Annotated in this window: 18 protein-coding genes and 1 tRNA gene; 8 read left to right on the plus strand and 11 right to left on the minus strand. The window is 36.7% G+C overall.

Translation table 11 applies throughout. The annotated features are described in order from the left end of the window. Positions 1-122: 122 nt before the first annotated feature. Positions 123-1,352: an ATP-binding cassette domain-containing protein gene (locus ACQ33O_RS01435; RefSeq protein ID WP_430993765.1), complete on the plus strand. Its 1,230-nt coding sequence runs from the start codon at positions 123-125 to the stop codon at positions 1,350-1,352. 29 nt (positions 1,353-1,381) lie between these two features. Here the strand turns inward: ACQ33O_RS01435 and ACQ33O_RS01440 are convergent, their stop codons facing one another. The 6 genes from ACQ33O_RS01440 to ACQ33O_RS01465 form a co-directional block, all read right to left on the minus strand. Then, positions 1,382-2,896 (minus strand): FG-GAP repeat protein, encoded by a 1,515-nt coding sequence (locus ACQ33O_RS01440; RefSeq protein ID WP_430993766.1) that lies wholly within the window; start codon positions 2,894-2,896, stop codon positions 1,382-1,384. Positions 2,897-3,043: 147 nt separating this feature from the next. Beyond that, entirely contained in the window at positions 3,044-3,718 is a 675-nt protein-coding gene (locus ACQ33O_RS01445; RefSeq protein WP_430993767.1) for a hypothetical protein, read from the minus strand. A 70-nt stretch (positions 3,719-3,788) separates the two neighbouring features. Continuing rightward, positions 3,789-4,409, minus strand: a complete 621-nt coding sequence (locus ACQ33O_RS01450) for a ClpP family protease (protein ID WP_430993768.1) — start codon at positions 4,407-4,409, stop codon at positions 3,789-3,791. An 84-nt stretch (positions 4,410-4,493) separates the two neighbouring features. Then, on the minus strand, positions 4,494-5,186 hold the full coding sequence (locus ACQ33O_RS01455) for a ClpP family protease (RefSeq protein ID WP_430993769.1): 693 nt from the start codon (positions 5,184-5,186) through the stop codon (positions 4,494-4,496). Positions 5,187-5,544: 358 nt separating this feature from the next. Beyond that, entirely contained in the window at positions 5,545-6,915 is a 1,371-nt protein-coding gene (gene tig / locus ACQ33O_RS01460) for a trigger factor (protein WP_430993770.1), read from the minus strand. Between the two features lie 105 nt (positions 6,916-7,020). Beyond that, positions 7,021-7,102 (minus strand) — tRNA-Leu (locus ACQ33O_RS01465). 194 nt (positions 7,103-7,296) lie between these two features. Between ACQ33O_RS01465 and ACQ33O_RS01470 the strand changes: the two genes are divergently transcribed. Both ACQ33O_RS01470 and ACQ33O_RS01475 read left to right on the plus strand, forming a co-directional pair. Continuing rightward, complete coding sequence (locus ACQ33O_RS01470; RefSeq protein WP_430993771.1) at positions 7,297-9,567, plus strand: RelA/SpoT family protein; 2,271 nt, start codon at positions 7,297-7,299, stop codon at positions 9,565-9,567. A gap of 12 nt (positions 9,568-9,579) precedes the next feature. Next, positions 9,580-9,732, plus strand: coding sequence for a hypothetical protein (locus ACQ33O_RS01475; RefSeq protein ID WP_430993772.1), 153 nt, complete (start codon positions 9,580-9,582; stop codon positions 9,730-9,732). Here ACQ33O_RS01475 and ACQ33O_RS01480 read toward each other — a convergent pair. The 5 genes from ACQ33O_RS01480 to ACQ33O_RS01500 all read right to left on the minus strand — a co-directional run bounded on the left by ACQ33O_RS01480 (position 9,729) and on the right by ACQ33O_RS01500 (position 14,759). Continuing rightward, complete coding sequence (locus ACQ33O_RS01480) at positions 9,729-10,874, minus strand: acyl-CoA dehydrogenase family protein (RefSeq protein WP_430993773.1); 1,146 nt, start codon at positions 10,872-10,874, stop codon at positions 9,729-9,731. The two genes, ACQ33O_RS01475 and ACQ33O_RS01480, sit on opposite strands and share 4 nt — an antisense overlap. Before the next feature lie 22 nt (positions 10,875-10,896). After that, the gene (locus tag ACQ33O_RS01485) at positions 10,897-11,847 is read right to left on the minus strand and encodes a helix-hairpin-helix domain-containing protein (protein ID WP_430993774.1); all 951 of its coding nucleotides are present in this window, start codon (positions 11,845-11,847) and stop codon (positions 10,897-10,899) included. Between the two features lie 35 nt (positions 11,848-11,882). Next, a complete protein-coding gene (locus tag ACQ33O_RS01490; protein WP_430993775.1) occupies positions 11,883-12,662 on the minus strand; it encodes an MBL fold metallo-hydrolase in 780 nt (259 codons plus the stop codon). Positions 12,663-12,768: 106 nt separating this feature from the next. Further along, positions 12,769-13,038, minus strand: coding sequence for a hypothetical protein (locus ACQ33O_RS01495; RefSeq protein WP_430993776.1), 270 nt, complete (start codon positions 13,036-13,038; stop codon positions 12,769-12,771). A gap of 164 nt (positions 13,039-13,202) precedes the next feature. Then, a complete protein-coding gene (locus tag ACQ33O_RS01500) occupies positions 13,203-14,759 on the minus strand; it encodes a response regulator (RefSeq protein WP_430993777.1) in 1,557 nt (518 codons plus the stop codon). Positions 14,760-14,998: 239 nt separating this feature from the next. On the opposite strand from ACQ33O_RS01500, the gene ACQ33O_RS01505 reads away from it, so the two are divergent. From ACQ33O_RS01505 to ACQ33O_RS01525, 5 genes are all read left to right on the plus strand, one after another. Beyond that, positions 14,999-16,180, plus strand: coding sequence for an HD domain-containing protein (locus ACQ33O_RS01505; RefSeq protein WP_430993778.1), 1,182 nt, complete (start codon positions 14,999-15,001; stop codon positions 16,178-16,180). 85 nt (positions 16,181-16,265) lie between these two features. Further along, the gene (gene lpxD / locus ACQ33O_RS01510) at positions 16,266-17,312 is read left to right on the plus strand and encodes a UDP-3-O-(3-hydroxymyristoyl)glucosamine N-acyltransferase (RefSeq protein WP_430993779.1); all 1,047 of its coding nucleotides are present in this window, start codon (positions 16,266-16,268) and stop codon (positions 17,310-17,312) included. Positions 17,313-17,517: 205 nt separating this feature from the next. Beyond that, positions 17,518-18,924, plus strand: a complete 1,407-nt coding sequence (locus tag ACQ33O_RS01515; RefSeq protein ID WP_430993780.1) for a bifunctional UDP-3-O-[3-hydroxymyristoyl] N-acetylglucosamine deacetylase/3-hydroxyacyl-ACP dehydratase — start codon at positions 17,518-17,520, stop codon at positions 18,922-18,924. Positions 18,925-18,999: 75 nt separating this feature from the next. Further along, positions 19,000-21,156, plus strand: coding sequence for a TonB-dependent receptor plug domain-containing protein (locus tag ACQ33O_RS01520; RefSeq protein ID WP_430993781.1), 2,157 nt, complete (start codon positions 19,000-19,002; stop codon positions 21,154-21,156). Further along, positions 21,153-21,731: an HmuY family protein gene (locus tag ACQ33O_RS01525; protein WP_430993782.1), complete on the plus strand. Its 579-nt coding sequence runs from the start codon at positions 21,153-21,155 to the stop codon at positions 21,729-21,731. Before ACQ33O_RS01520 ends, ACQ33O_RS01525 begins: the two co-directional genes overlap by 4 nt. The last annotated feature ends 275 nt before the right edge of the window (positions 21,732-22,006 follow it).

The following is a 22,006-nucleotide window of genomic DNA, read 5'->3' on the forward strand; positions in this document are numbered from 1 at the left end:
ATAGAACGCTATTTTCAAGACAATATTATCAATGAAAATGTTGCTTTTATATTTGCAGGAGAAATTGCTAAATGCTTCATTATTATTACAATTCGACCAAATTTTTAAAAAATATTTTTTGAGTGATAAATATTCGGGAACATATTGCCTTCCATCTTAGCAATAGCGACAATAAAGAGCGATTGATCGAGCAACTCAGCAATGACCATTTTGCAGGACTAAAAGGCGAACTATATTCCGAAATTGCCCTTATTCATTTTATTGATGAGGAAATAAAGCATGAACATTTTGAAGTGATTGATGGGCCTAAAAAAAGTTTGCAACAATACTCGGATGGTGAGAAGAAAAAAGCATTGTTATCCTACATCGTTTCTAAAGCTCCCGATTACATTATTGTAGATAATATTTTCGATAATCTTGATGCAAGGTCGCAAATAGAAATTGCTACTACACTTACAGGTTTAAGCCAGGATGCCGTTATCATTCAATTTGCAAATAGAAAGAATGACATCCTGCCATTTATAAAAAATATTTATTGCATTAAAGGCAATGAAATGATTCCGGAAGAAATAAATAATACAATTGCTATTACACCCTACTTTGTAAATGAAATCCCTCCTCCATATAATTCATTAAAGATCGAACAAGATCCGTTGATCAAATTCAGCAATGTAACTATCAAATACGAGAACCGGACAGTTGTAAAAAATATCAACTGGGAAATAAAAAGTGGAGAGTTCTGGCAATTAACAGGACCTAACGGTTCCGGGAAAACGACATTGCTTACATTGATTACAGGAGATAATACCAAGGCATACGGACAAGACCTGATCTTATTTGGCATGAAAAAAGGTAGCGGTGAAAGTGTTTGGGATATTAAAGAAAAAATCGGCTACCTCACTTCCACCTTATCTCAACAATTTTCAAGATTAGACTCGATTGAAAAAATGATCATTGGCGGTTTCTTTGATTCTGTTGGCCTGTATATCATTCCTACCGACAGGCAAATTGATCTGGCAAGGCAATGGCTGAAACTGATCGGCTTATATGAGCAAAGAAAAAAATCTTTTATATCATTTTCACTCGGACATCAAAGATTGATATTGATTGTAAGAGCAATGGTAAAACATCCGCCGCTACTCATTTTAGACGAACCAACTGTTGGGTTAGACGATCATGATGCCGCATTATTTATTGCATTGGTCAATAAAATTGCAGAAGAAAGTACAACAGCAATTTTATATGTATCGCATAGAAAAGAAACGGGATTAACACCCCAATTTATTTATGAGTTGATGCCGGATGAAAACGGTTCTATCGGAATAAAAAAGAGATTTAGTTTGTTCAACTAAATCTCTTTTTATTTTAAAACATGATCTATTTAAAAATCTCCATCTATGGCAGTTATTTTACCATGCTGCACATCACCATCAATCGGTGCCGATGAGGAGCCTATCAATATCTGCCTTGCAGAATTAATAAATACTGCCCTGCCAAAATCATAACCGGTATTGCCGTCTATATCAATATATTTTTGTTTGAGTGTCCAAACCGCCCCATTTCGATAATAATAATTTGCAACACCAAAAGGGGTGGTAATACTACCACCTGCCAGGCCTTTGCTATGGCCGGTTAGCAGATAAGGCACACTGCCATCATATACAACAGAAACCGATTCGCCTCCGTTATTGTAGTTGCTGGGGTTAATGGTGGCAGAGGACACCCATAAATTAGCAGTAGTATCAAAGCTATAAATATGTACCTGACTAAATGAAGAACCGCCGGGGCTACCGCCGGGAATAAATGTTTCTCCGGGTTGGCCAATGGCTAATACCTGTCTTGTACCCGATTTTGCATGACTAAGCGAATAACCGAATCTTCCGCCGTCTTCCGTCCCTAAAAGACTTTGATGTAAAGTCCAGATATTAGTTGTGACATTACGTTTATAGATGTACACTTTACCTCTTTTTGAAGTTGCTGCTCCTGCTGCATTAGCAAACGGAGCACCTACAAAAAGCCAGGCATTTTCATCATTGTCCATTGTAACATCAACAGCATGTCCAAAATTTTCTATAGAAATACTAGCACCATCAATTAACCTTGTTTCATACGCATAAGCTCCGGCCGATGGTTTGAACCATGTATGCACAGCTCCATACCCCCCATCGTCATTAGATGCTCCGCCAACCACAATTGCTCCTGCACTTGATGTGGCAAGTGCCACACTTTTTCCTAGCAGATCATTATTCTCAAGTACAGTTGGAGCAGGTAATATCGAAAAAGTTGGAGGGTTATTGGTTGTGTTAACAGCATAAACCGCACCTCTATCTACACCCCCCATATCTCTGTATGGAGCACCAACTGCAAAATCATATCCCGACGCAGCAACACTAGTACCAAAACCGTCACCTGCCAATGGAGCCACGGCCGCAGAAATTCCTGCTTTGTTCCATACAAGCCGGTTGGTATTTTCAAGAAAAAAAGCAGTGTACACTGCACCTGCTTTAACCGCAGCACCATGCTCAGCACCAGGAGCCCCAACTATAAAATAGTTGTTACCCGATGCAATGCTTACTCCCAGAGAATCATTTGCATCAACCGTTGTAGGATAATTATCCTTTGGACTCAAGTATTGAATAGCAGCTTCACTTTTTTCTCCGACAGGCAGCCACTCTGTGCCATTGTAATAGTAGAACTTATTTAAATAATATACTAGTAAACCTGTTGCAGGATTCAAAGGCAAACTGGATACCCTTGGTATCAAGACTCCTTTGTTAGTACTAGTTACATCCAGTATAGCACTGGCATGCGGTGTAGTAGTTCCGATACCTACATTTTGTGCTTGGGTAATAAAGAAGCTAATTGAAAAAATAAGCAGGTAGAAAATATACTTCATTGTATTTTTTTTATGAAGATAAAAAAAATACAATATTTGTAGCAATCATTAACGAGTGAAACGATCAAAAGAAAACAACACACTTCAAAACTGCTTATAAATTGAACCCAAATGAAAATGCTTCAATGTGCACACTAAAAGAATGATCTACTCTCCTCTTTGTATAAGTCTCTCATTAAATCTATGTAAATATTCTCTTTTAATTGCTGTAAGGTTTATATATGGATCAATCTCTCCCGGTGGTGCTATAGCATTTTTATACCCTTCTTGAATATCTTGTTCAGATTCAAACAGATCTATCATTTCATTGCTTATACTGATCTTGAAATTTTCTTTTTCGCCAAGAAGAAAAACCTCAAAAGATTTGCTGAGTGCACTTGCTGCAACACCCAATAATGGTGTCGGCTTGTAAGCTCTTATAAAAAAAGGATGCGGCCCTAAACAGTCCAATTTCCAGTATTTCTTTTCAAGTCCAAAATTATTGTCACTTACATATACGAACTCTCCATCGCAAAACCCCCAAACACTTTCGTCATCAATCGTTTGGCCTGAAGGCAATTTATAATCTACTCTGAGCACTCCAGCCTTTTGTCTTTTCTTAGAGTCACTTTTTTTTACCACTTTAAAATCTATTATTATAGAAGGAGCATTATTAAAAAATTCTGTGCGGTTTTTATAGAACCCTTTCTTAAGTGTTTTTGCTTTATAAATTTTTACTGTACTATCACTTTTAGAAATTACAGAATCTTGCATTTCTACTTGCTGAGAATAGGAAATATTGAAAAAAGTTTGCGAAAATAATATTAGAAATATGTGCTTCATAAAAACTCATTTATAAAATAGATGCCATCTTTTTAAGATGGCATCTATTTTATTTTTAGAGATAAAAGAATTAAAGCTTATCTAACACTCCATCAACAATTCCAAAAGCAACACTCTCTTGTGCATCCATCCAAAAATCACGGTCACTGTTTTTTACAATAGTTTCGTAAGATTGGTTACAATTCTTTGCAAGAATTTCGTTGAGTTGTTTTTTTGTCTTTAAAATTTGATCGGCCATAATTTCAAGATCGGCACTAACACCTTGTCCGCCGCCGCTTGGTTGATGGATCATTACTTCGCCACTAGGAAAAATAAAACGTCGACCTTTTGTACCACCACTTAATAAGATGCTGCCCATGCTTGCTGCCATACCCATACATACTGTGCTTACAGGGCTACTGATCATTTGCATGGTATCGTACACCACCAATCCACTGGTTACTACACCACCCGGGCTGTTGATATAAAAAGTGATTTCTTTTCCAGGGTCGATCGCTTCAAGATATAACAAACGGGCAGTAAGGTCTTTGCAAGATTTATCATCTACAACACCCCATAAAAATATTTTACGTTGTTCAATAAATTTTTTGTCGAACTGCCAGCCACTCATCATTTTCTCCATTGGGTTCTCTCCTTCTTTAGGAGTATCTTCTTCTTCGTTGAAACGTATGTTTTTGTTGTATGTGTTCATTGGTTATTTGTTTAGAATGTTTAGGAAATTTAGGGCTTAGAAGTTTAATAACATCGTACATCCCAAATCGTACATCGTAAATATTTAATCTTTCTTTGCTTTACGAGGATTGATAGTCAAAACTTCATCTACCAAACCATAGTCTTTTGCTTCGGTTGATGTAAGCCAATAATCTCTTTTACAGTCTTCAGCAACTTTATCAACCGGCTGACCGGTGTGATTAGCAATTACCTCGTACAATTCATTCTTTAATTTTTTTATTTCTGCAACTGTGATTTCAATATCAGAAGCTTGTCCTCCTGCACCACCACTTGGCTGATGCAACATGATACGACTATGTTTTAATGCTGTACGTTTCCCTTTTGCACCTGCACACATCAATACGGCTGCCATACTTGCTGCCATACCTGTACAAATGGTAGACACATCGGGTGTTACAAACTGCATCGTATCATACATACCCAAACCAGCATATACACTACCTCCAGGGCTATTGATGTACATCTGAATATCTTTGGTACGATCGGTACTTTCTAAAAATAAAAATTGTGCGGTGATGATGTTGGCTACTTCATCAGTTACAGGGTAACCCATAAAAATGATACGATCCATCATCAATCGACTGTACACATCCATTACTGCAACGTTCATCGGACGTTCTTCAATAATGTTTGGGGTTAGATTGGTTACGTTGTGTTTGATATAACTATCTAATGTGTTGCTGCTGATATTGCGGTGCTTTACAGCGTATTTTTCAAATTCTTTTCCAAAATTCATTTGTATATGGTTTAGAGTAACAAATATAGTTGATTGATTAAACCAAATATTGTGCTGGAAAAAAAATATGTCTTTTTGTCCGTAATGTTCTTTTTTGCTTGTCCAAAAAAGAACCAAAAAAAGACCCCGACAAACGATTACGGCCCGTTTGTCGGTAACAGCTCTGTGCATCTTTAGTACTACTGTGGTTTCAGCATTTAATCTTTATTGTACGTTCAATTCGAAAGAGCTTCATGAAAATAAAAATTTACACAACTTGAAAAATTCTGTTCATTCTATATTTCTGTGAATTCTGATTCTGACAAATAAAAAAGCCGAAACAAATGTGCTTCGGCTTTAATTATGGTGGAGTTATCTATTAATGATGATGATTGTGTTGCATTGCATTCAACTCTTCCGGTGTTACAGTTTTTTCTGCCGGTTTTACCTGATCTTGTGCCCAGTTAAATAGTTTATCAGTAACTAATCTTCTATAGCTGGCATCAACTTGTTTTTCGTCTTTCAGCATTTGATCAACATAACTATCTAACCAACTCGTATCATCGCCTAAATTCATGGTGCCGAAATAACGCATTACTTCAGTTTTCATATAAGCTTTCAAATCTTCAGCACTTACTTCCAATTTGTTGTCTTGTATAATTTTATCGCTGATCAAAGTCCATTTTAATTGGTTACTGAAAACAGGAAATTCCTTTTCTGCTTCTTCTGCTGTTTTGCGTTGTTCTGCATTACCGTTTTGCAACCAACGTTTTAAGAATCCTTCAGGAAATTCAATCTTCGTTTCATCTAATAAGAAATGATAGATCTGGTCGTGTAATTGGTTACGGCTTTGTCCGTCCCAATATTGCTCGATCTCTTCTTTTAATTTTTTTCTGAACTCTTCTTCTGTTGCAATTGATGCTCCGGGAAATACTTCATTAAAGAATTCTTCGTTCAATTCTCTTTTTTCTACTAAACCGATCTTAGCAATAGATAGCTTGAAATACTTGCTTGCAGCGTCTTTATCGTCTTTTGCAAAACCAAGATCCTGCAACATCATTTCTAATTTATCTGCGTCGAAAGCTTTAGATAATTGGATAACAACTGTATCATCTTTCTTTTTTCCTTTGAATTGTTTTTGAGCTGCAGCAGTTAAATATTTTAAGATAACCGAGTTTTCTTTTGATACACCACCTTCAACTGCATTGCCATCTTTATCGCTTTCAGTGAACAGAACGTTCAATACGTTCTCATCATTATCGATCGTTTCAGGCTCAGTCATTTTACCACCTTTGATCTGCATACGGGTAACTTCTTCCTGCACCTGTTCGTCAGTAGCCTTTACTTTATGTAAAGTCAATTTTGCCTTACCAAGATTAGCAATTTCAAAAGAAGGTTTCAAACCAATTTCAAAACCGAATTCATATTCATCGGGGTTATTGAAATCCATTTTACGGATATCAGCATCTAACGCCAATGGTTGAGCGAAAATTTCAGGTTTTTCTTTGTCAAGATAAGTGTACAATTCTTTTTCAACGGTTCTTAAAACTTCGTCGGTATAAATAGCCGGACCGTACATTTTTTTAACCATTCCGGTTGGAACCATTCCTTTTCTAAACCCCGGAATATTTGCAGTTTTGCTGTATTCTTTTATTTTTTTCTCGAATGTAGGTAAGTAATCTTCCTTGCTAACTTTTACTACGATCTTGTCGTTTAGTAAGCCAATGTTCTCTCTTGCAACTGTTGCCATGATTTGTGTGATGCCCCCATCCCCTAAAGGGGAGTTGAGAACCTTTTAAATTGATGAATAATACTTTTAATAAAATACCCCCTCATATCGAGAGGGTATTTTTTGTCCGGATGATAGGGGTCGAACCTACATGGATTGCTCCGCCAGATCCTAAGTCTGGTGCGTCTGCCAATTTCGCCACATCCGGTTTTGGGAGTGCAAAAGTAGGGAATTTTGGTAAAAGTGGAAAGAGTTTTGTTTTCTTTTTGAAGTAGCCTTAAGCTGCAAGCCGCAAGGTATAAGTCTGCTATTTTCGGGGTGTCCCTTTGTAACTTGTGGCTTGAAGCTTGCACCTTAACGTTTGTTCTTTCCCATTTTTCAAGTAAATTCGTACCTATTACAATGGAAACAACAACAGCCATACCCAAGTACACTTTAAACGAGGAAGAAGAAAAAAAAGAGATTCTCCGGCATTACCGTGGTTTATTGAAAGAATTGAAGCCTAAACTCAAAACAGGTGACAAAGAATTATTACGTACAGCCTTTGAAATGGCTGCCGAAGCACACAAAACCATGCGTCGTAAAAGTGGAGAGCCTTATATTTTGCACCCTCTCGCTGTTGCAAGAATATGTGTGGAAGAGATCGGCCTTGGGGTAAGAAGTACCATTTGCGCCCTTTTGCATGATACTGTGGAAGATACAGATATTACATTGGATGATGTGAAACGTGAGTTTGGCGACGAAATTGCCAAAATTGTTGATGGATTAACCAAGATCAGTTCGGTAATGGATGCCAATACCAGTCAACAAGCAGAAAATTTTAAAAAGATCTTACTCACACTGACAGATGACCCTCGTGTAATACTTATTAAACTTGCAGACCGGCTTCATAATATGCGAACGATGGACAGTATGAAGCGGGAGAAGCAACTGAAGGTATCCAGCGAAACAGTATATGTATATGCTCCGCTTGCCCATCGTATGGGTTTATATGCCATTAAAACGGAATTGGAAGATCTTTCCATGAAATACCTGGAGCAGGAGCATTATAAAATGATTGCTCAGAAATTACAGGAAACAAAAAGAGAACGTACTAGATATATCAATGATTTCATCAGACCGATAAAAGATAAGCTTGAAAAGAGCGATATCAATTTTGAAATTTTTGGCCGACCAAAAAGCATTCACTCTATCTGGAATAAGATGAAAAAGAAGGGTGTGAGTTTTGAAGAAGTGTATGATCTTTTCGCTATCAGAATTATTGTGGATGCTCCGCCGGAAAAGGAAAAAGAAGATTGCTGGAAAGTGTATAGTATGATTACGGATGAATATAACCCATCGCCTGAAAGATTGAGAGATTGGTTGAGCAATCCAAAGAGCAACGGTTACGAAGCGCTGCATACAACTGTAATGGGACCGCAGGGCAAGTGGGTTGAAATTCAGATCAGAACAAAACGTACCAATGAAATTGCAGAAAAAGGTTTAGCTGCTCACTGGAAATATAAAGAAGGTACGAACGATGAAAGTCGCTTTGACAAATGGTTTGGGCAAATAAGAGAAGTATTGAGTAACAACGATGCTAATTCACTCGACTTCTTACAAGATTTTAAGACTTCCTTTTTAGCCGAAGAAATTTATGTGTACACACCAAAAGGGGATGTAAAAATGTTGCCCGTTGGTGCTACTGCATTAGATTTTGCTTTTGGGGTACACAGTGCCGTTGGGAGTAAAACGATCGGTGCTAAGGTGAATCATAAGCTTGTGCCGTTGGGACACAAACTACGCAGTGGAGATCAGATAGAAATTATTACCAGTGCCAAACAAAAACCCAACCAGGAATGGTTGAATTTTGTTGTAACAAGTAAGGCCAAGCAAAAAATAAAAGATACGCTTAAAGAAGAAAAAAGAAAAGTTGCGGAAGATGGCAAATACATCTTACAAAAAAAATTAGATGCCATTGGTGGTATGGCTACGCAACACAATATGGAAGAACTGGCTTCTTTCTATAAAGTAAATTCTTCGCTTGATCTGCTGTATGATATTGCCACTAAGAAAATTGATCTTAAAGAATTAAAAGATTTTACCGCATCGGGTGACAGATTGTTTTTTCCAAAGCCTGTGAAACCGGAAATTGATGAAAAACATGACCATGATTTTGACACAAAACCATTCGATAAAAAGGATGCGGAACTGATCATCTTCGGAGAAAGCAGCGATAAGATCATGTACACGCTGGCTAATTGTTGTAAGCCAATACCGGGTGATGATGTGTTTGGCTTTGTTACCACAGGTGAAGGGTTGAAAATTCACAGAACCAATTGTCCGAATGCGGCAAGACTCATGGCCAACCACGGACATAGAGTTATAAAAACCAAGTGGGCTAAAAATAAAGAGATATCTTTCCTTACAGGTTTAAAAATTGTTGGAGTAGATGATGTGGGTGTGATTCATAAAATAACCAACCTCATCAGCGGCGAAATGAAATTCAATATTTCGGCTATGTCTATTGAAGCGAAAGAAGGTATTTTTATGGGTAACCTGAAAATATTTGTTCATGATAAAGAAGAGTTGGACGAACTATGCAATCGTTTATTAGCTTTACATGGCATTGAAAAAGTAGAACGTTACGACACTGAAGACACAGAAGCTGCAGTTAAAAATAAAAATCATTAAAAAAATTATACCATGCAAGAATTAATTACAAAAATTACAGAGAATACAGGCATTACTCCTGAACAAGCTGCTAAAGCAGTTGAGACCATTAAAGATTTTGTAAAAGAAAAATTTCCGATGATGGCCGGTGCAGTTGACAATTTATTTGGATCGGCGGATAGCTAAAACCCTCTCAACACTTCCCTGCTAATAACAATTTTTTGTATTTCGCTGGTGCCTTCTCCGATGGTACACAGTTTACTATCTCTATAAAATTTTTCAACAGGGAAGTCTTTGGTATAACCATACCCACCGAAAATTTGTACTGCATCATTGCTGACTCTTACTGCTACTTCACTGGCATAATATTTTGCCATGGCAGCTTCCTTGGTCATTTGTTTACCACGTATCTTCAAATCGCAGGCCTGATTAATTAATAATTCGGCAGCTTCAATTTCTGTTGCCATATCTGCCAGCTTAAAACTTATTCCCTGAAAATTTGAAATGGGTTGATCAAATTGATAACGTTCTTTTGAATACTGTAATGCTGCTTCATAAGCACCTTTTGAAATACCAAGTGCAAGTGCTGCAATAGATATTCTACCACCATCCAATACCTTCATAGCCTGATGAAAACCATCTCCTACTGCTCCCATTCTACAAGTATCAGGTATGCGACAATTATCAAAGATCATTTCAGCCGTTTCGCTGGCCCTCATTCCCAATTTATTTTCTTTCTTACCTGCATTAAAACCGGGTGTACCACGGTCAACAATAAACGCAGTTGAATTTTCTTTTGTACGTGGCTCTCCGGTTCTGCAAATAACAACCGCCACATCTCCGCTTTTTCCATGAGTGATCCAACATTTAGTGCCATTCAATATCCAGTGATCTCCATCTTTTACAGCAGTTGTTTTCATGTTGCCTGCGTCGCTACCGGTGTTAGGTTCTGTTAAACCCCATGCACCAATGAATTCTGCAGAAGCTAATTTGGGTAGATATTTTTGCTTTTGCTCTTCGCTTGCAAAGTGTAAAATATGCCCGGTGCATAATGAATTGTGTGCAGCTAATGACAAACCAATTGAACCACAAACTTTTGCTATTTCCTGTATCACCACATTGTATTCAAAATAACTGAGACCAGAGCCACCATACTGTTCAGGTACCAATACGCCCATCAAACCCAACTTCCCCATTTCTTTAAAAATGTGTACGGGAAATTCCTGTGACTCATCCCATTCCATTACATGCGGTCTTATATATTGATTGGCAAAGTCTTTGGCAGTTTGTGCCACTTGCAGGGTAATTTCATCAGGGGCAAAATTCATATCGTTCAGTTATATCAGCAATTTAATTAATTGTCAGATAAAAAACGACTTTATTAAAAACTTCGTCTGTAATGGTCATTATTTTTTTTATGTCGTTTACAGAAGCATAATTACCATGTTGTAACCGGTAGTTAACAATTGCATTAGCAGTAGCATAACGTAGGTAGGGATGAGCCTTCATTTCATCCAGCGTAGCTGTATTGATATTTATTTTTTTGATGACAGGATTATTCAATACTAATCGTGGTTTTATTTTTTGAAAAGTAGAATCCGGCAAACCAAATGTTTCAGCTACCTGCTCTATTTTATAAAACCCTCCGAGTTTATCTCTGAATGTTACAATACGCTGTGCCAATTTTCCTCCAATACCCGGCAAAGCAATCCATGCAGTTGTATCTGATGCATTAATGTCTACAATTGATGGCGTATATTTTGGATAAGTCTTTGGCTCATACTCTTTTTTCTCATAATTATTTTGAGCAAAGCTGTTTTGAATTTGTATGTAGGGGGTTAATCTTTGAATTTCATCTTCATGCAAACCCCAAATCTTACTAATATCTTCGGGTTTATAAAATTTACCGCCTTTAGAAGTAAAGTTTTTGATGGTAGCAATTGTTTTATCTCTAAGTCCCAAACGTTTCCAACCTGCTTCATCCAACGTATTCGGATCAAAATAAAAAAGGTCTCCTTTTGTTTGACCAGCATAATAATTTCTTTCCGATGGTTGATAGAAATTTTGATAATTGTTCTCATCAAAATCACGATTGGTAAAACTTTTACCACTATCCAAACTCTTAATTTGCAACGCCGCTATTTCATTTGCAAATGCAGTGCTGTTTTGCTGTTTGTCTTTAATAAATAACGGAAAAAGCAATGGAAGAAAAACAAAGAATAATATCAGGATAAGTAAAGTGATAATACCTGCCCGTTCTTTTTTTGTGAAATTAAAATAGTCTGAAATGAATTGTTTCATTGTAAAGTAATTGAGTCATTACTTTACAGTCGAAATCAATCGAAAAAAAGTTGCAAACCATCATAAGCAAGTTCCATGCCTGATGGCAGATCTTTATTAATATCTTCATACAATCCAAGCTGATGGCTGATATGTGTAAAATAGCCCTTAGGTACTTTTAATTCCTTAACTAAGGCAATAGCTTCATCAATAGTATAGTGAGATAAGTGTTCTTTGTGTCGTAATGCATTTACTACCATTGCTTCGCTGCCTTTAATTTTTTCCTTTTCGCTTTCATCAATTTTATTGGCATCTGTGATATAAGTAAACTTACCTATACGAAAAGCCATAACCGGCATTTTATAATGCCACACCATGACTGGTATCACAGGAATATCTCCAATCATAAATGGCGTTTCATCGATGGTATTCAAGTTGATCTCAGGAATGCCGGGATATTTCTTATCTGCAAAAGCATAGGCAAACTCTCTTTTCAAGGCCTCTTCCGTTAAAGCATTTGCAAAGACTTCCATTGCTTTACCACTAAAATAACTAAAGGCTTTTACATCATCCAAACCGGCAACATGATCCTTATGCGGATGTGTAAATAAGACAGCATCTAACTTTTTAACCCTTTCTCTTAACATCTGCGTACGAAAGTCGGGTGTGGTATCAATTACAAAACTTGTGGCGCTGCTTTCAACCAAAATACTGCTGCGTAAACGCTGATCTTTGGAATTTGATGAAGCACAAACAATACAGTCACATGCAATCATCGGTACTCCGGTGCTGGTGCCGGTACCTAAGAATGTTATTTTAATTGGAGGACAATTCATAATAATGAGAAATGCAAAAGTAAGAAATAAGAAATGAGAAAGTTAAGGACTTCAAAAACTGAAGACTCCCTTACTTTCTCATTTCTTATTTTATGTTTCTAATTTCTTATTTATGTGCTTCCGCACTCATCACTTCGTCATACATTTTCTGACTTTCATGTGTAAGTGCATCAAAGTTGATCTCTAATTGTGGCATCAGATCTATAAGTGTATTAATTCTTCCCTCGGTTTGAAAAAACTTATTCAGTACAATTACTTTCTTTGCCTGCAAAATGCAATATCCGCTCTGAAAATTTCCTCTTTCATAACGAATTACATAACCGGCTTCTTCCGCAATTCTTTCTATCTTATCTAAATTGTTTTGTGTGTATTTCATATTTACCTCCATTCGCCACCAAACCCCTAAAATGGTTTTTCAGCTTCATTTATACATGCAACTTCTACTATATTCAGATTAATAAAAAAAAAGATTCTCCACAAATTGTGGATTAAAATAGTCCAAGAAATGTGCCGATTCCGCTAGGAGCCGCTAATAAGAAGTTATTTATTTGTCATTCTTACAATAGGAACGATCATTTCTTCCAAACTTACGCCACCATGCTGAAAGGTATTCTTGTAGTAGTTGACAAAGTGGTTGTAATTATTAGGGTAACAAAGAAACATATCACTCTTGCCGAAAATATAAGATGAATTCACATTGGGTACAGGTAAGCCCCCTTCTCTGGGATCTCTGAAAACCAGTACATCTCGGGCTTCATAATTCAAATTACGGCCATGCTTATAACGCAGATTGGCTGTTGTCTGTTTATCGCCGATTACTTTAGTGGGTGTTTTTACCCTTACGCTTCCATGATCTGTACCAACGATCAAGGTAATTTTTTTATCTGCAATTTTTTTCAATGCCTGATGTAGCGGACTATGTTCGAACCAACTCTGCGTAATGCTTCTATAACTTGTTTCATCGCCTGCCAATTCTTTGAGCACTTCCATTTCTGTACGAGCATGACTAAGCATATCTACAAAATTGTAAACGATGATATTAATGTCATTCTGCAAAAAGTTATGCATATTGTCCACCAACTTTTGCCCATCATGATTGTTGGTGATCTTTGTATAAGAATATTTCAGATCAGCTTTTCCTAAACGCTTTAATTGTGCCTTAAAAAATTCTTCTTCAAATAAATTCTTTCCCCCTTCCTCATCATCGTTTTTCCATTGTACCGGAAATTGCTTTTCAATATCGATAGGCAACAAACCGGCAAAAATGGCATTACGGGCATATTGAGTAGCTGTAGGTAATATAGAATAGAAAGTTTCTTCTTCATGTATCCTGAAACTTTCTGCAAATATTGGCTGAATGGTTTTCCATTGATCAAAACGCAAATTATCGATCAGTACAAAAAACAATGGTGTACCTTTTTCAAGATGTGGCAAAACTTTATACTTTAATAAAGTATGACTCATGATCGGAGCATCATTGCCTTTGGGGTTTACCCATCCCACATAATTTTTAGAAATAAATTTAAAAAACTCTGTATTGGCCTCAGATTTTTGTGTTTGAAAAACTTCCTGCATTTCGGGGCTATCGCTTTTTTTCATCTCCAGTTCCCAGTAAACTAATTTTTTATAAATATCCATCCATTGATTGTAATCAGGGTTATCACTCAATGCCATGAATAAACTTCTGAATTCTTGTTGGTAAGCAGAAGTTGTTTTTTCAGCCACCAATCTTTTATTATCGATCAATTTTTTTAAACTCAACCAAACCTGATTTGGGTTTACAGGTTTAATTAAATAATCGCTTATTTGAGAGCCGATCGCCTCATCCATTAAATTCTCCGCCTCATTTTTTGTAATTAAAACAACCGGCAAATTATTGTTCGCTTCTTTTATCTGTTGCAGCGTCTGCAAGCCGGTGATTCCCGGCATGGTTTCATCGAGCAACACCACATCAACGATATTTTCTTTTACAAATTCAACCGCATCAAAACCATTTGATTTTGTTGCTACCTCATATCCCTTACTTTCTAAAAACATAATTTGAGAAGTCAGGCTGTCGATCTCATCATCTACCCATAGAATTTTGATATTGCTCATAGTGTGTTTTATTATTTTGTGAACCGGCTGTGGTATTTCATGGCAACATCGTTGTGTCACTCACTTGTACTGAAAATCTTTACTCAGCAATTTAAATCCGGTAGTGTAAAATTATTCTATACGCAGTAATAAGTATTAGAAGAAATAGTGTGTAGCAAATATAATGGTTTCATCATTCAGAATTGTAGCTTTGTAGCAATCGTAAAAAAAGTTTTAACAAAATACTATTAACTTACAGAATGCCTTTCAGAAAAATAATCAACGATCCGGTTTATGGCTTTATTACCATTGACGATGAACTGATCTTCAAAATAATTGCTCATCCTTATTATCAGCGGCTTCGTCGTGTACATCAAATGGCCATGGCTCATTTGGTTTATCCCGGGGCAGTACATACAAGATTGCACCACTCCTTAGGAGCTTATCATTTAATGGGCAATGCCTTGTATGAATTAAAAAGTAAAGGGGTTGATATCACAAAGGAAGAAGAGCAAGGTGCAAAAATTGCCATCTTACTACACGATATAGGCCACGGACCATTCAGTCATGCGTTGGAGAATGTTTTGATAGAAGGCATGCATCACGAAGCTATTTCTTTACTGTTGATGAAAGAATTGAATAAACAATTCAATGGTAAGTTAGAATTAGCCATTAAGATTTTCACCAATAAATATCCAAAGAAATATTTGTACCAACTCATCAGCGGACAATTAGATGTTGACAGAATGGATTACCTCACCCGTGATAGTTTTTTCAGCGGTGTAAGCGAAGGCACTATTGGTTATGATAGAATTTTAAAAATGCTTGTTGTACACAAAGGCACACTTATGGTTGAAGAAAAAGGCATTTACTCTATTGAAAAATTTTTGGTATCCCGCCGATTGATGTATTGGCAGGTTTATCTGCATAAAACTGTGCTCTGTGCCGAGCAAATGTTGCAAAGAATTATTAAAAGGGCTAAGTACATTAAAGCAACTTCATCTACCTTATTAAATAAATTTGTTACCCAATCGGTTGACAAAGTAACATTGGAAGAGTTTTGTAATATTGATGATAATGATGTGCTTACAGCCATTAAAGAATGGAGCCATCATCCGGATAAAATCTTATCACTTTTATGCAAAGGAATCATTAACAGAGACCTTTTAAAAGTAAAGTATTTTGCCAAGCCTGTAAGTAAAAGTCTGCTAAAAGAAAAAACCGAAGCAGCAATCAGCCAATTACAACTGTCTGAGGAAGAAGCAAATTGGTTGGTATTTACAGGAGAAGCTGCAAGCAGCACCTATAATTTTGAGGATGAACATATTTACATATTATTTAAAGATGGTAATGTAAAAGATATTTCAGAAGTTGATAATGCGCTTATCAACCAAAACCTCAGGGGCAAGATGAAAAAATATTACATTTGCTACACAAGATAGTCGCAAGCTATAAGCCACAAAGGACGAGTCTACAAGCTATATGCTTTTCCCTTGAAACTTTTAGCTTGTAGCTTAAAAATTAATTATGCAATTCACTGCAGCACAAATAGCCATGATCATTGGCGGAAAAGTAGAAGGCGATGCAAATGCATCTGTTGCTTCATTTGGTAAAATTGAGGAAGCTCAAGAAGGTCAGCTTGCTTTTTTAGCCAACCCGAAATATGAAGAATATCTTTACAGTACAAAAGCTACAGTAATTATAGTAAGTGAAAATCAGGAATTAAAACAAAACATAACTGCTACGCTTATACGAGTGCCGGATGCTTATAGCGCATTTGCGATATTACTCGATAAATATCAACAATTAAAAACACAACAATTGGTTGGTATTCAGCAACCTGCTTATATCGACGCTACTTCAAAAATTGGTGAAGAAGTATTTATTGGTGCATTTGCATACATCGGTGAAAAAGCTATTGTAGGTAAAGCCTCAAAAATCTTTCCAAATGTTTATATAGGCAACGATGTGGTAATTGGAGAAAACTCTATCATTCATCCCGGTGTAAAAATTTATCATGATTGTGTTATTGGAAACAATGTAACCATACATGCAGGTACTATTATAGGTGGCGATGGTTTTGGGTTTGCTCCTCAGGCCGATGGTAGTTTTAAAAAAGTACCACAGATCGGGAATGTGATCATTGAAGATAATGTTGAGATCGGATCTAATACAACCATTGACAGAGCAACGATTGGAAGTACCATCATAAGATCGGGTGCTAAACTGGATAATCTTTTGCAAATTGCCCATAATGTTGAAGTAGGCAGTAACTCTGTGATTGCAGCACAAAGCGGCATCAGCGGCAGTACTAAAATTGGTAAAAATGTAATGATCGGTGGGCAGGTTGGTATTGTTGGTCATTTGCAAATAGCCGATGGTAGCAAAATAAATGCACAAAGTGGCGTAAGTAAATCTATTAAAACTCCCAATACTGCTGTAACCGGCTCCCCGGCATACGATTATACAGCAGCACTCCGCAGTCAGGCGGTAGCAAGAAAATTACCAGATCTGGAAAAAAGAATAAAAGAACTTGAGTTGATGATAAAAGAGTTGATGGTAAAGAATGATTAGCTACAAGCTGCAAGCCACAAGGGATAAAGTTCCAGCTTGTTGGTTTATTCCGATAAACAAGTACTTACCAACTATTATACACGAATAAAAAAGAGAGAAACATAAAATCAGCTGACTTGTCGCTTGCGGCTTGAGGCTTGGGGCTTGTTCCGCAGGCTTACAAAAAAATAAATACCTTTGTCCCTCTTTTATAAAAACAAGTAGCATGGACGCAAATTTCAATCCCGATAAACAACATACATTGGCTTCGGCTATCAGCATTTCAGGCACAGGGCTTCATACCGGTATCAATGTCGATATGACGCTTAAACCGGCCAATGTTGGCTTTGGTTATCAGTTTCAAAGAATCGATCTTCCGGGTATGCCAATCATTAAAGCCGATTGTGATCTTGTAACAGATACATCAAGAGGTACTACATTGGAAGTGAATGAGGTAAAAGTGAGCACGGTTGAACATATCCTTGCCGCATTGGTTGGTATGGGAGTTGATAATTGTTTGATTGAGTTAAATGGCCCTGAAGTGCCGATCATTGATGGCAGCAGCAATCCATTTGTTGAGATAATTGATGAAGCCGGCGTAATAGAACAGGACGCAGCTAAAATATGGTACACTATTGATACTAATTTTTCTTATTACGATGAAACCAAAAGAGTTGAGATCACAGCTTTACCTTCAACAGATTTTAAAGTAACCACTTTGATAGATTTCAATTCTCCTGTATTAGGCACACAACACGCCGGTTTAAAAACAATCAGAGAATTTAAATCAGAGATCGCTCCTTGTCGTACTTTTTGTTTTTTACATGAACTGGAATTATTGCTGGAACATAACCTCATCAAAGGCGGCGACATCAACAATGCTATTGTGGTAGTTGACAAACCTGTTACTGATGAAGAAATGAGTCGCTTAGCAAAAGCTTTTGGTAGAGATAAAGTAGAGGTAAAAAGTGAAGGTTATTTAAATAATTTGGAATTGCGTTTCCCGAACGAACCGGCTCGTCATAAATTGCTGGATGTGATCGGTGACTTAGCTCTGATAGGCTACCCTATTAAAGCACATATCATCGCCAACAGACCAGGACATTCAAGCAATGTTGCTTTTGCAAAGCAGATAAAACAATACATAAAAAAGAACAAGCATACCAAAGATGTTCCTATTTATGATCCCAATCAACCTGCAATTTATAACCTGCAGCAAATAGAACAAACACTACCACATCGTTACCCATTTTTATTGGTAGACAAAATAATTGAACTCACCGAAAAGCAGATTGTGGGTATCAAAAACGTGACCTTCAATGAATTCTTCTTTCAAGGACACTTTCCCGGAAACCCTGTAATGCCGGGTGTTTTGCAAATTGAAGCATTGGCACAAACAGGTGGTATTCTATGTATTAACGCAATGCCTGAAGGAAAATATGATACCTATTTCATCAAGATAGACAACTGTAAATTCAAACAAAAAGTTGTTCCCGGAGATACCATGCTACTTAAAATGGAATTACTTGAACCCATCCGCAGAGGTATTTGTATCATGAGAGGTAGTGTGTATGTAGGTAATAAGCTTTGCACAGAAGCTGATTTAACCGCACAATTGGTAAAAAGAGTATGATTTTAGTCATGTAATAACGATTATGACATTTACATGATAAAACTTTTTTACACCTGAGGGAACTTTGCAGCAGTAATGCTACAAACACCAAAACTATATTGTTTTCTGATCACTTTTTGTTTTACATCACCCCTGTTTGCACAAAAAAAAATTTCAGACACTGCCGTATTAGGAGAAGTTGTTGTTACGGCTACCCGTACAGAAAAAAGCATCGGTGATATTCCTGTTCCAATTCAGGTTATCTCTAAAAAATTCATAAAGCAAACAGGCGCTCAAAAGCTGATCGATATTTTACAACAACAAACCGGACTTGTTATTTCTGATAATCCGCTCGGCCAGGCACTACAGGGGTACCCTAATCCGTTAGGTACAGGCATACAAATGCAAGGACTTGATCCGGGATACACTTTAATATTATTAGACGGCGAACCGTTGACCGGTAGAAATGCAGGCATCTTAAACTTAGGAAGAATAGCTGTTGGCAATATTCAACAAATTGAGATCATCAAAGGGCCTGCCACGAGTTTGTATGGCAGTGATGCTTTGGCCGGTGTGATCAATATCATCTCAGAAAAAATAAAAGAAACAAAAACAGCGTTGCAAATACATCATGCAACTAACAACACTTGGGGGCTTACTGCCGACCAAACAATCAAAACAAAAAAAGCGGGGATTCAGCTTTTTGCAAATAGGTACAGTAGCAGTGGCTACGATCTTGATAAGAACATCTATGGAAAAACCTCAGACCCTTATCATAATTACACCTTTGCCGCAAAAGCATTTTTTGATATCAATAGCAATAACCAGATCATAAGTTCTGCAAGAGTATTTACACAAAAACAATTCAACAATTACCTCATCTATGTAAATGCGTCTCCCGATACTGTAAAGGGTAATACCACCGAACTTGATTGGAGTTTCAATAACCAATGGACACATACGTTCAATAAAAAAACAAAACTCTTTACTCGCTTTTTTAGCAATGGATATAAAAATGAAGCGAATGTATATATGCAAAAAACAAATTCACTGTTTGATCGGTACTTTCTTAATCAGTTTTTATACAAACCTGAAATACAGATAGAGATCGGCGACAAACAAAATCAAAAATTCATTGCGGGTGTGGGTTGCAATTTCGAAACAGTTCAGTCAAGCAGATACACTTCTACAAAACATCTTACCACATCATATCTTTTTGCTCAGAAAGAATGGTTATTAAAAAACATATTGAATATCACAGCAGGAGCCAGATACACCAAGAATAATTTATTCGATGCACAGATCAATCCTAAATTATCTTTTGCATATAAACCAACACACAAATTAAAATTGATCCTATCAGTTGGCACAGGATATAAAACGCCTGACTTCAGACAACAGTTCTTGTATTTCAACAATGCATTAATAGGATATACATTATTGGGAGCGCAGGAATTAGCAAGCGGTTTAAAGCAGCTTAAACAAAACGGCGAAATTGCACAAGATGTTGACATCACTCCTTATTTATGGAAAAAAAGTTTATCTCCTGAAAAATCGATCGGAACTAACATTGGGGCTACTTATAATTTAAACAATACCACAATTTTTGTTGCCAATATTTTTAGAAATGATATCACTCATTTGATAGAAAGATACAATCTGCCCTTTGTAAAAACCAACGGCCAGTCTATTTTCTGTTACCAAAATATCAGCAAAGTTTTTACGCAGGGATTAGATATAAACATCCAGCACAATATCAACGAAACATGGACATTCAACGCAGGCTACCAATACCTGGATGCAAAAGATAAAGACGCTGTTAAGAATATTAAAAACAGAAAAGTTATACAACGAGATCCTGTTACTTATATCAGCACTTATACAACCATGAGTCAATACGGTGGGTTATTCAATCGTAGTAAACACTCTGCAAATATTCAGGTGATCTATACCGATAAAAAAACAAACATATCAGGTAGTATCAGAGCAACTTACCGTGGCCGATTCGGTTATGCCGATATCAACGGTTCACAAATACTCGATGATGACAGAGAATATGTAAAAGGTTATACAATGCTTAATCTAAGTATTAATAAAACATTTGTCAAAGGATTTGAGTTACAGATTGGCAGCGATAATATTTTAAACCATACAGACAGGGTTAAAATGCCCAATCTTTTCGGACGTACATATTTTGTTAACTGCAACATCAATCTAAAACAACTACTAAAAAATAAAACACAATTAAAATGAAAAAAACAACAACCCTTTTTGTAAGCATGATCTGTGCAGCGACAATTATATCATTGGCTTCATGCAAAAAAGATGCAACTACTCCCGGCGCTTCAGAAAGCACTACATCATTAACCGTAAGCTTTTCTAATGCTGCTCCTTATACATTTTTCAGTTTAAAGAACGGGTCTGTAATTCCGAATATTGATAGCTCAACAAACAAATGGGATTTTGGCTTACGTCGTACCTCATTTATATTCAATAGCCATGCATTTGGTTTGGGGAATGCAGGCGTAATTGTTGCTGATGGTATATATGCAGATATTACCGAGGCTCCAACAACAGGTTATGCATACGACACCACTACATCCAAACTAGCCGTTCCAAGTTATAAATTATGGGCCGATTACAATCCTGCTACTTATTCATTCGTACCAAAAGCCGGTAAAACCTTTATTATTCGTACAGCAGAAGGTATGTATGCAAAAATGGAGTTATTGCAAACTATATATGAGCCATTTGTAGGACCGGTTCCGAGTTTGATCACTTACAAACTTCGTTATACAATACAAGCCAATGGATCAACAAAATTCTAAGCAAAACACAACTAAACGTAAAAGCCCACTGTTAAACAGTGGGCTTTTTTAATTTCAAAGGAATTGAAACCTAATAAACTTTACAAGCATTTTCCGTAGATATTCATGTGGGTTTTTAATAGGTATAAGACGTTGGATTTTAAAACGAAACTGTACAAAGTTTTTAATTCAGAGTTATAAAAAATGACGGGAGCAAGACTACCCCCGTCTTTACCTTAATAAAACCCTAAACTAGCAAAATCTTATTCTCTCTCCTCAAGCCAATCTATAATGAG

It is taken from the genome of Ferruginibacter sp. SUN002 (assembly GCF_050611725.1).
GTDB lineage: Bacteria > Bacteroidota > Bacteroidia > Chitinophagales > Chitinophagaceae > Ferruginibacter.

Excerpts from the sequence above, each read along its gene's own strand:
- ACQ33O_RS01440 (WP_430993766.1), bottom strand. The coding sequence starts at position 2,896 with ATGAAGTATATTTTCTACCTGCTTATTTTTTCAATTAGCTTCTTTATT.
- ACQ33O_RS01480 (WP_430993773.1), bottom strand. The coding sequence starts at position 10,874 with ATGAATTTTGCCCCTGATGAAATTACCCTGCAAGTGGCACAAACTGCC.
- ACQ33O_RS01455 (WP_430993769.1), bottom strand. The coding sequence starts at position 5,186 with ATGAATTTTGGAAAAGAATTTGAAAAATACGCTGTAAAGCACCGCAAT.
- ACQ33O_RS01500 (WP_430993777.1), bottom strand. The coding sequence starts at position 14,759 with ATGAGCAATATCAAAATTCTATGGGTAGATGATGAGATCGACAGCCTG.
- ACQ33O_RS01475 (WP_430993772.1), top strand. The coding sequence starts at position 9,580 with ATGCAAGAATTAATTACAAAAATTACAGAGAATACAGGCATTACTCCT.
- ACQ33O_RS01525 (WP_430993782.1), top strand. The coding sequence starts at position 21,153 with ATGAAAAAAACAACAACCCTTTTTGTAAGCATGATCTGTGCAGCGACA.
- ACQ33O_RS01470 (WP_430993771.1), top strand. The coding sequence starts at position 7,297 with ATGGAAACAACAACAGCCATACCCAAGTACACTTTAAACGAGGAAGAA.
- ACQ33O_RS01520 (WP_430993781.1), top strand. The coding sequence starts at position 19,000 with ATGCTACAAACACCAAAACTATATTGTTTTCTGATCACTTTTTGTTTT.
- ACQ33O_RS01515 (WP_430993780.1), top strand. The coding sequence starts at position 17,518 with ATGGACGCAAATTTCAATCCCGATAAACAACATACATTGGCTTCGGCT.
- ACQ33O_RS01495 (WP_430993776.1), bottom strand. The coding sequence starts at position 13,038 with ATGAAATACACACAAAACAATTTAGATAAGATAGAAAGAATTGCGGAA.
- ACQ33O_RS01505 (WP_430993778.1), top strand. The coding sequence starts at position 14,999 with ATGCCTTTCAGAAAAATAATCAACGATCCGGTTTATGGCTTTATTACC.
- ACQ33O_RS01490 (WP_430993775.1), bottom strand. The coding sequence starts at position 12,662 with ATGAATTGTCCTCCAATTAAAATAACATTCTTAGGTACCGGCACCAGC.
- lpxD (WP_430993779.1), top strand. The coding sequence starts at position 16,266 with ATGCAATTCACTGCAGCACAAATAGCCATGATCATTGGCGGAAAAGTA.
- ACQ33O_RS01445 (WP_430993767.1), bottom strand. The coding sequence starts at position 3,718 with ATGAAGCACATATTTCTAATATTATTTTCGCAAACTTTTTTCAATATT.
- tig (WP_430993770.1), bottom strand. The coding sequence starts at position 6,915 with ATGGCAACAGTTGCAAGAGAGAACATTGGCTTACTAAACGACAAGATC.
- ACQ33O_RS01485 (WP_430993774.1), bottom strand. The coding sequence starts at position 11,847 with ATGAAACAATTCATTTCAGACTATTTTAATTTCACAAAAAAAGAACGG.
- ACQ33O_RS01450 (WP_430993768.1), bottom strand. The coding sequence starts at position 4,409 with ATGAACACATACAACAAAAACATACGTTTCAACGAAGAAGAAGATACT.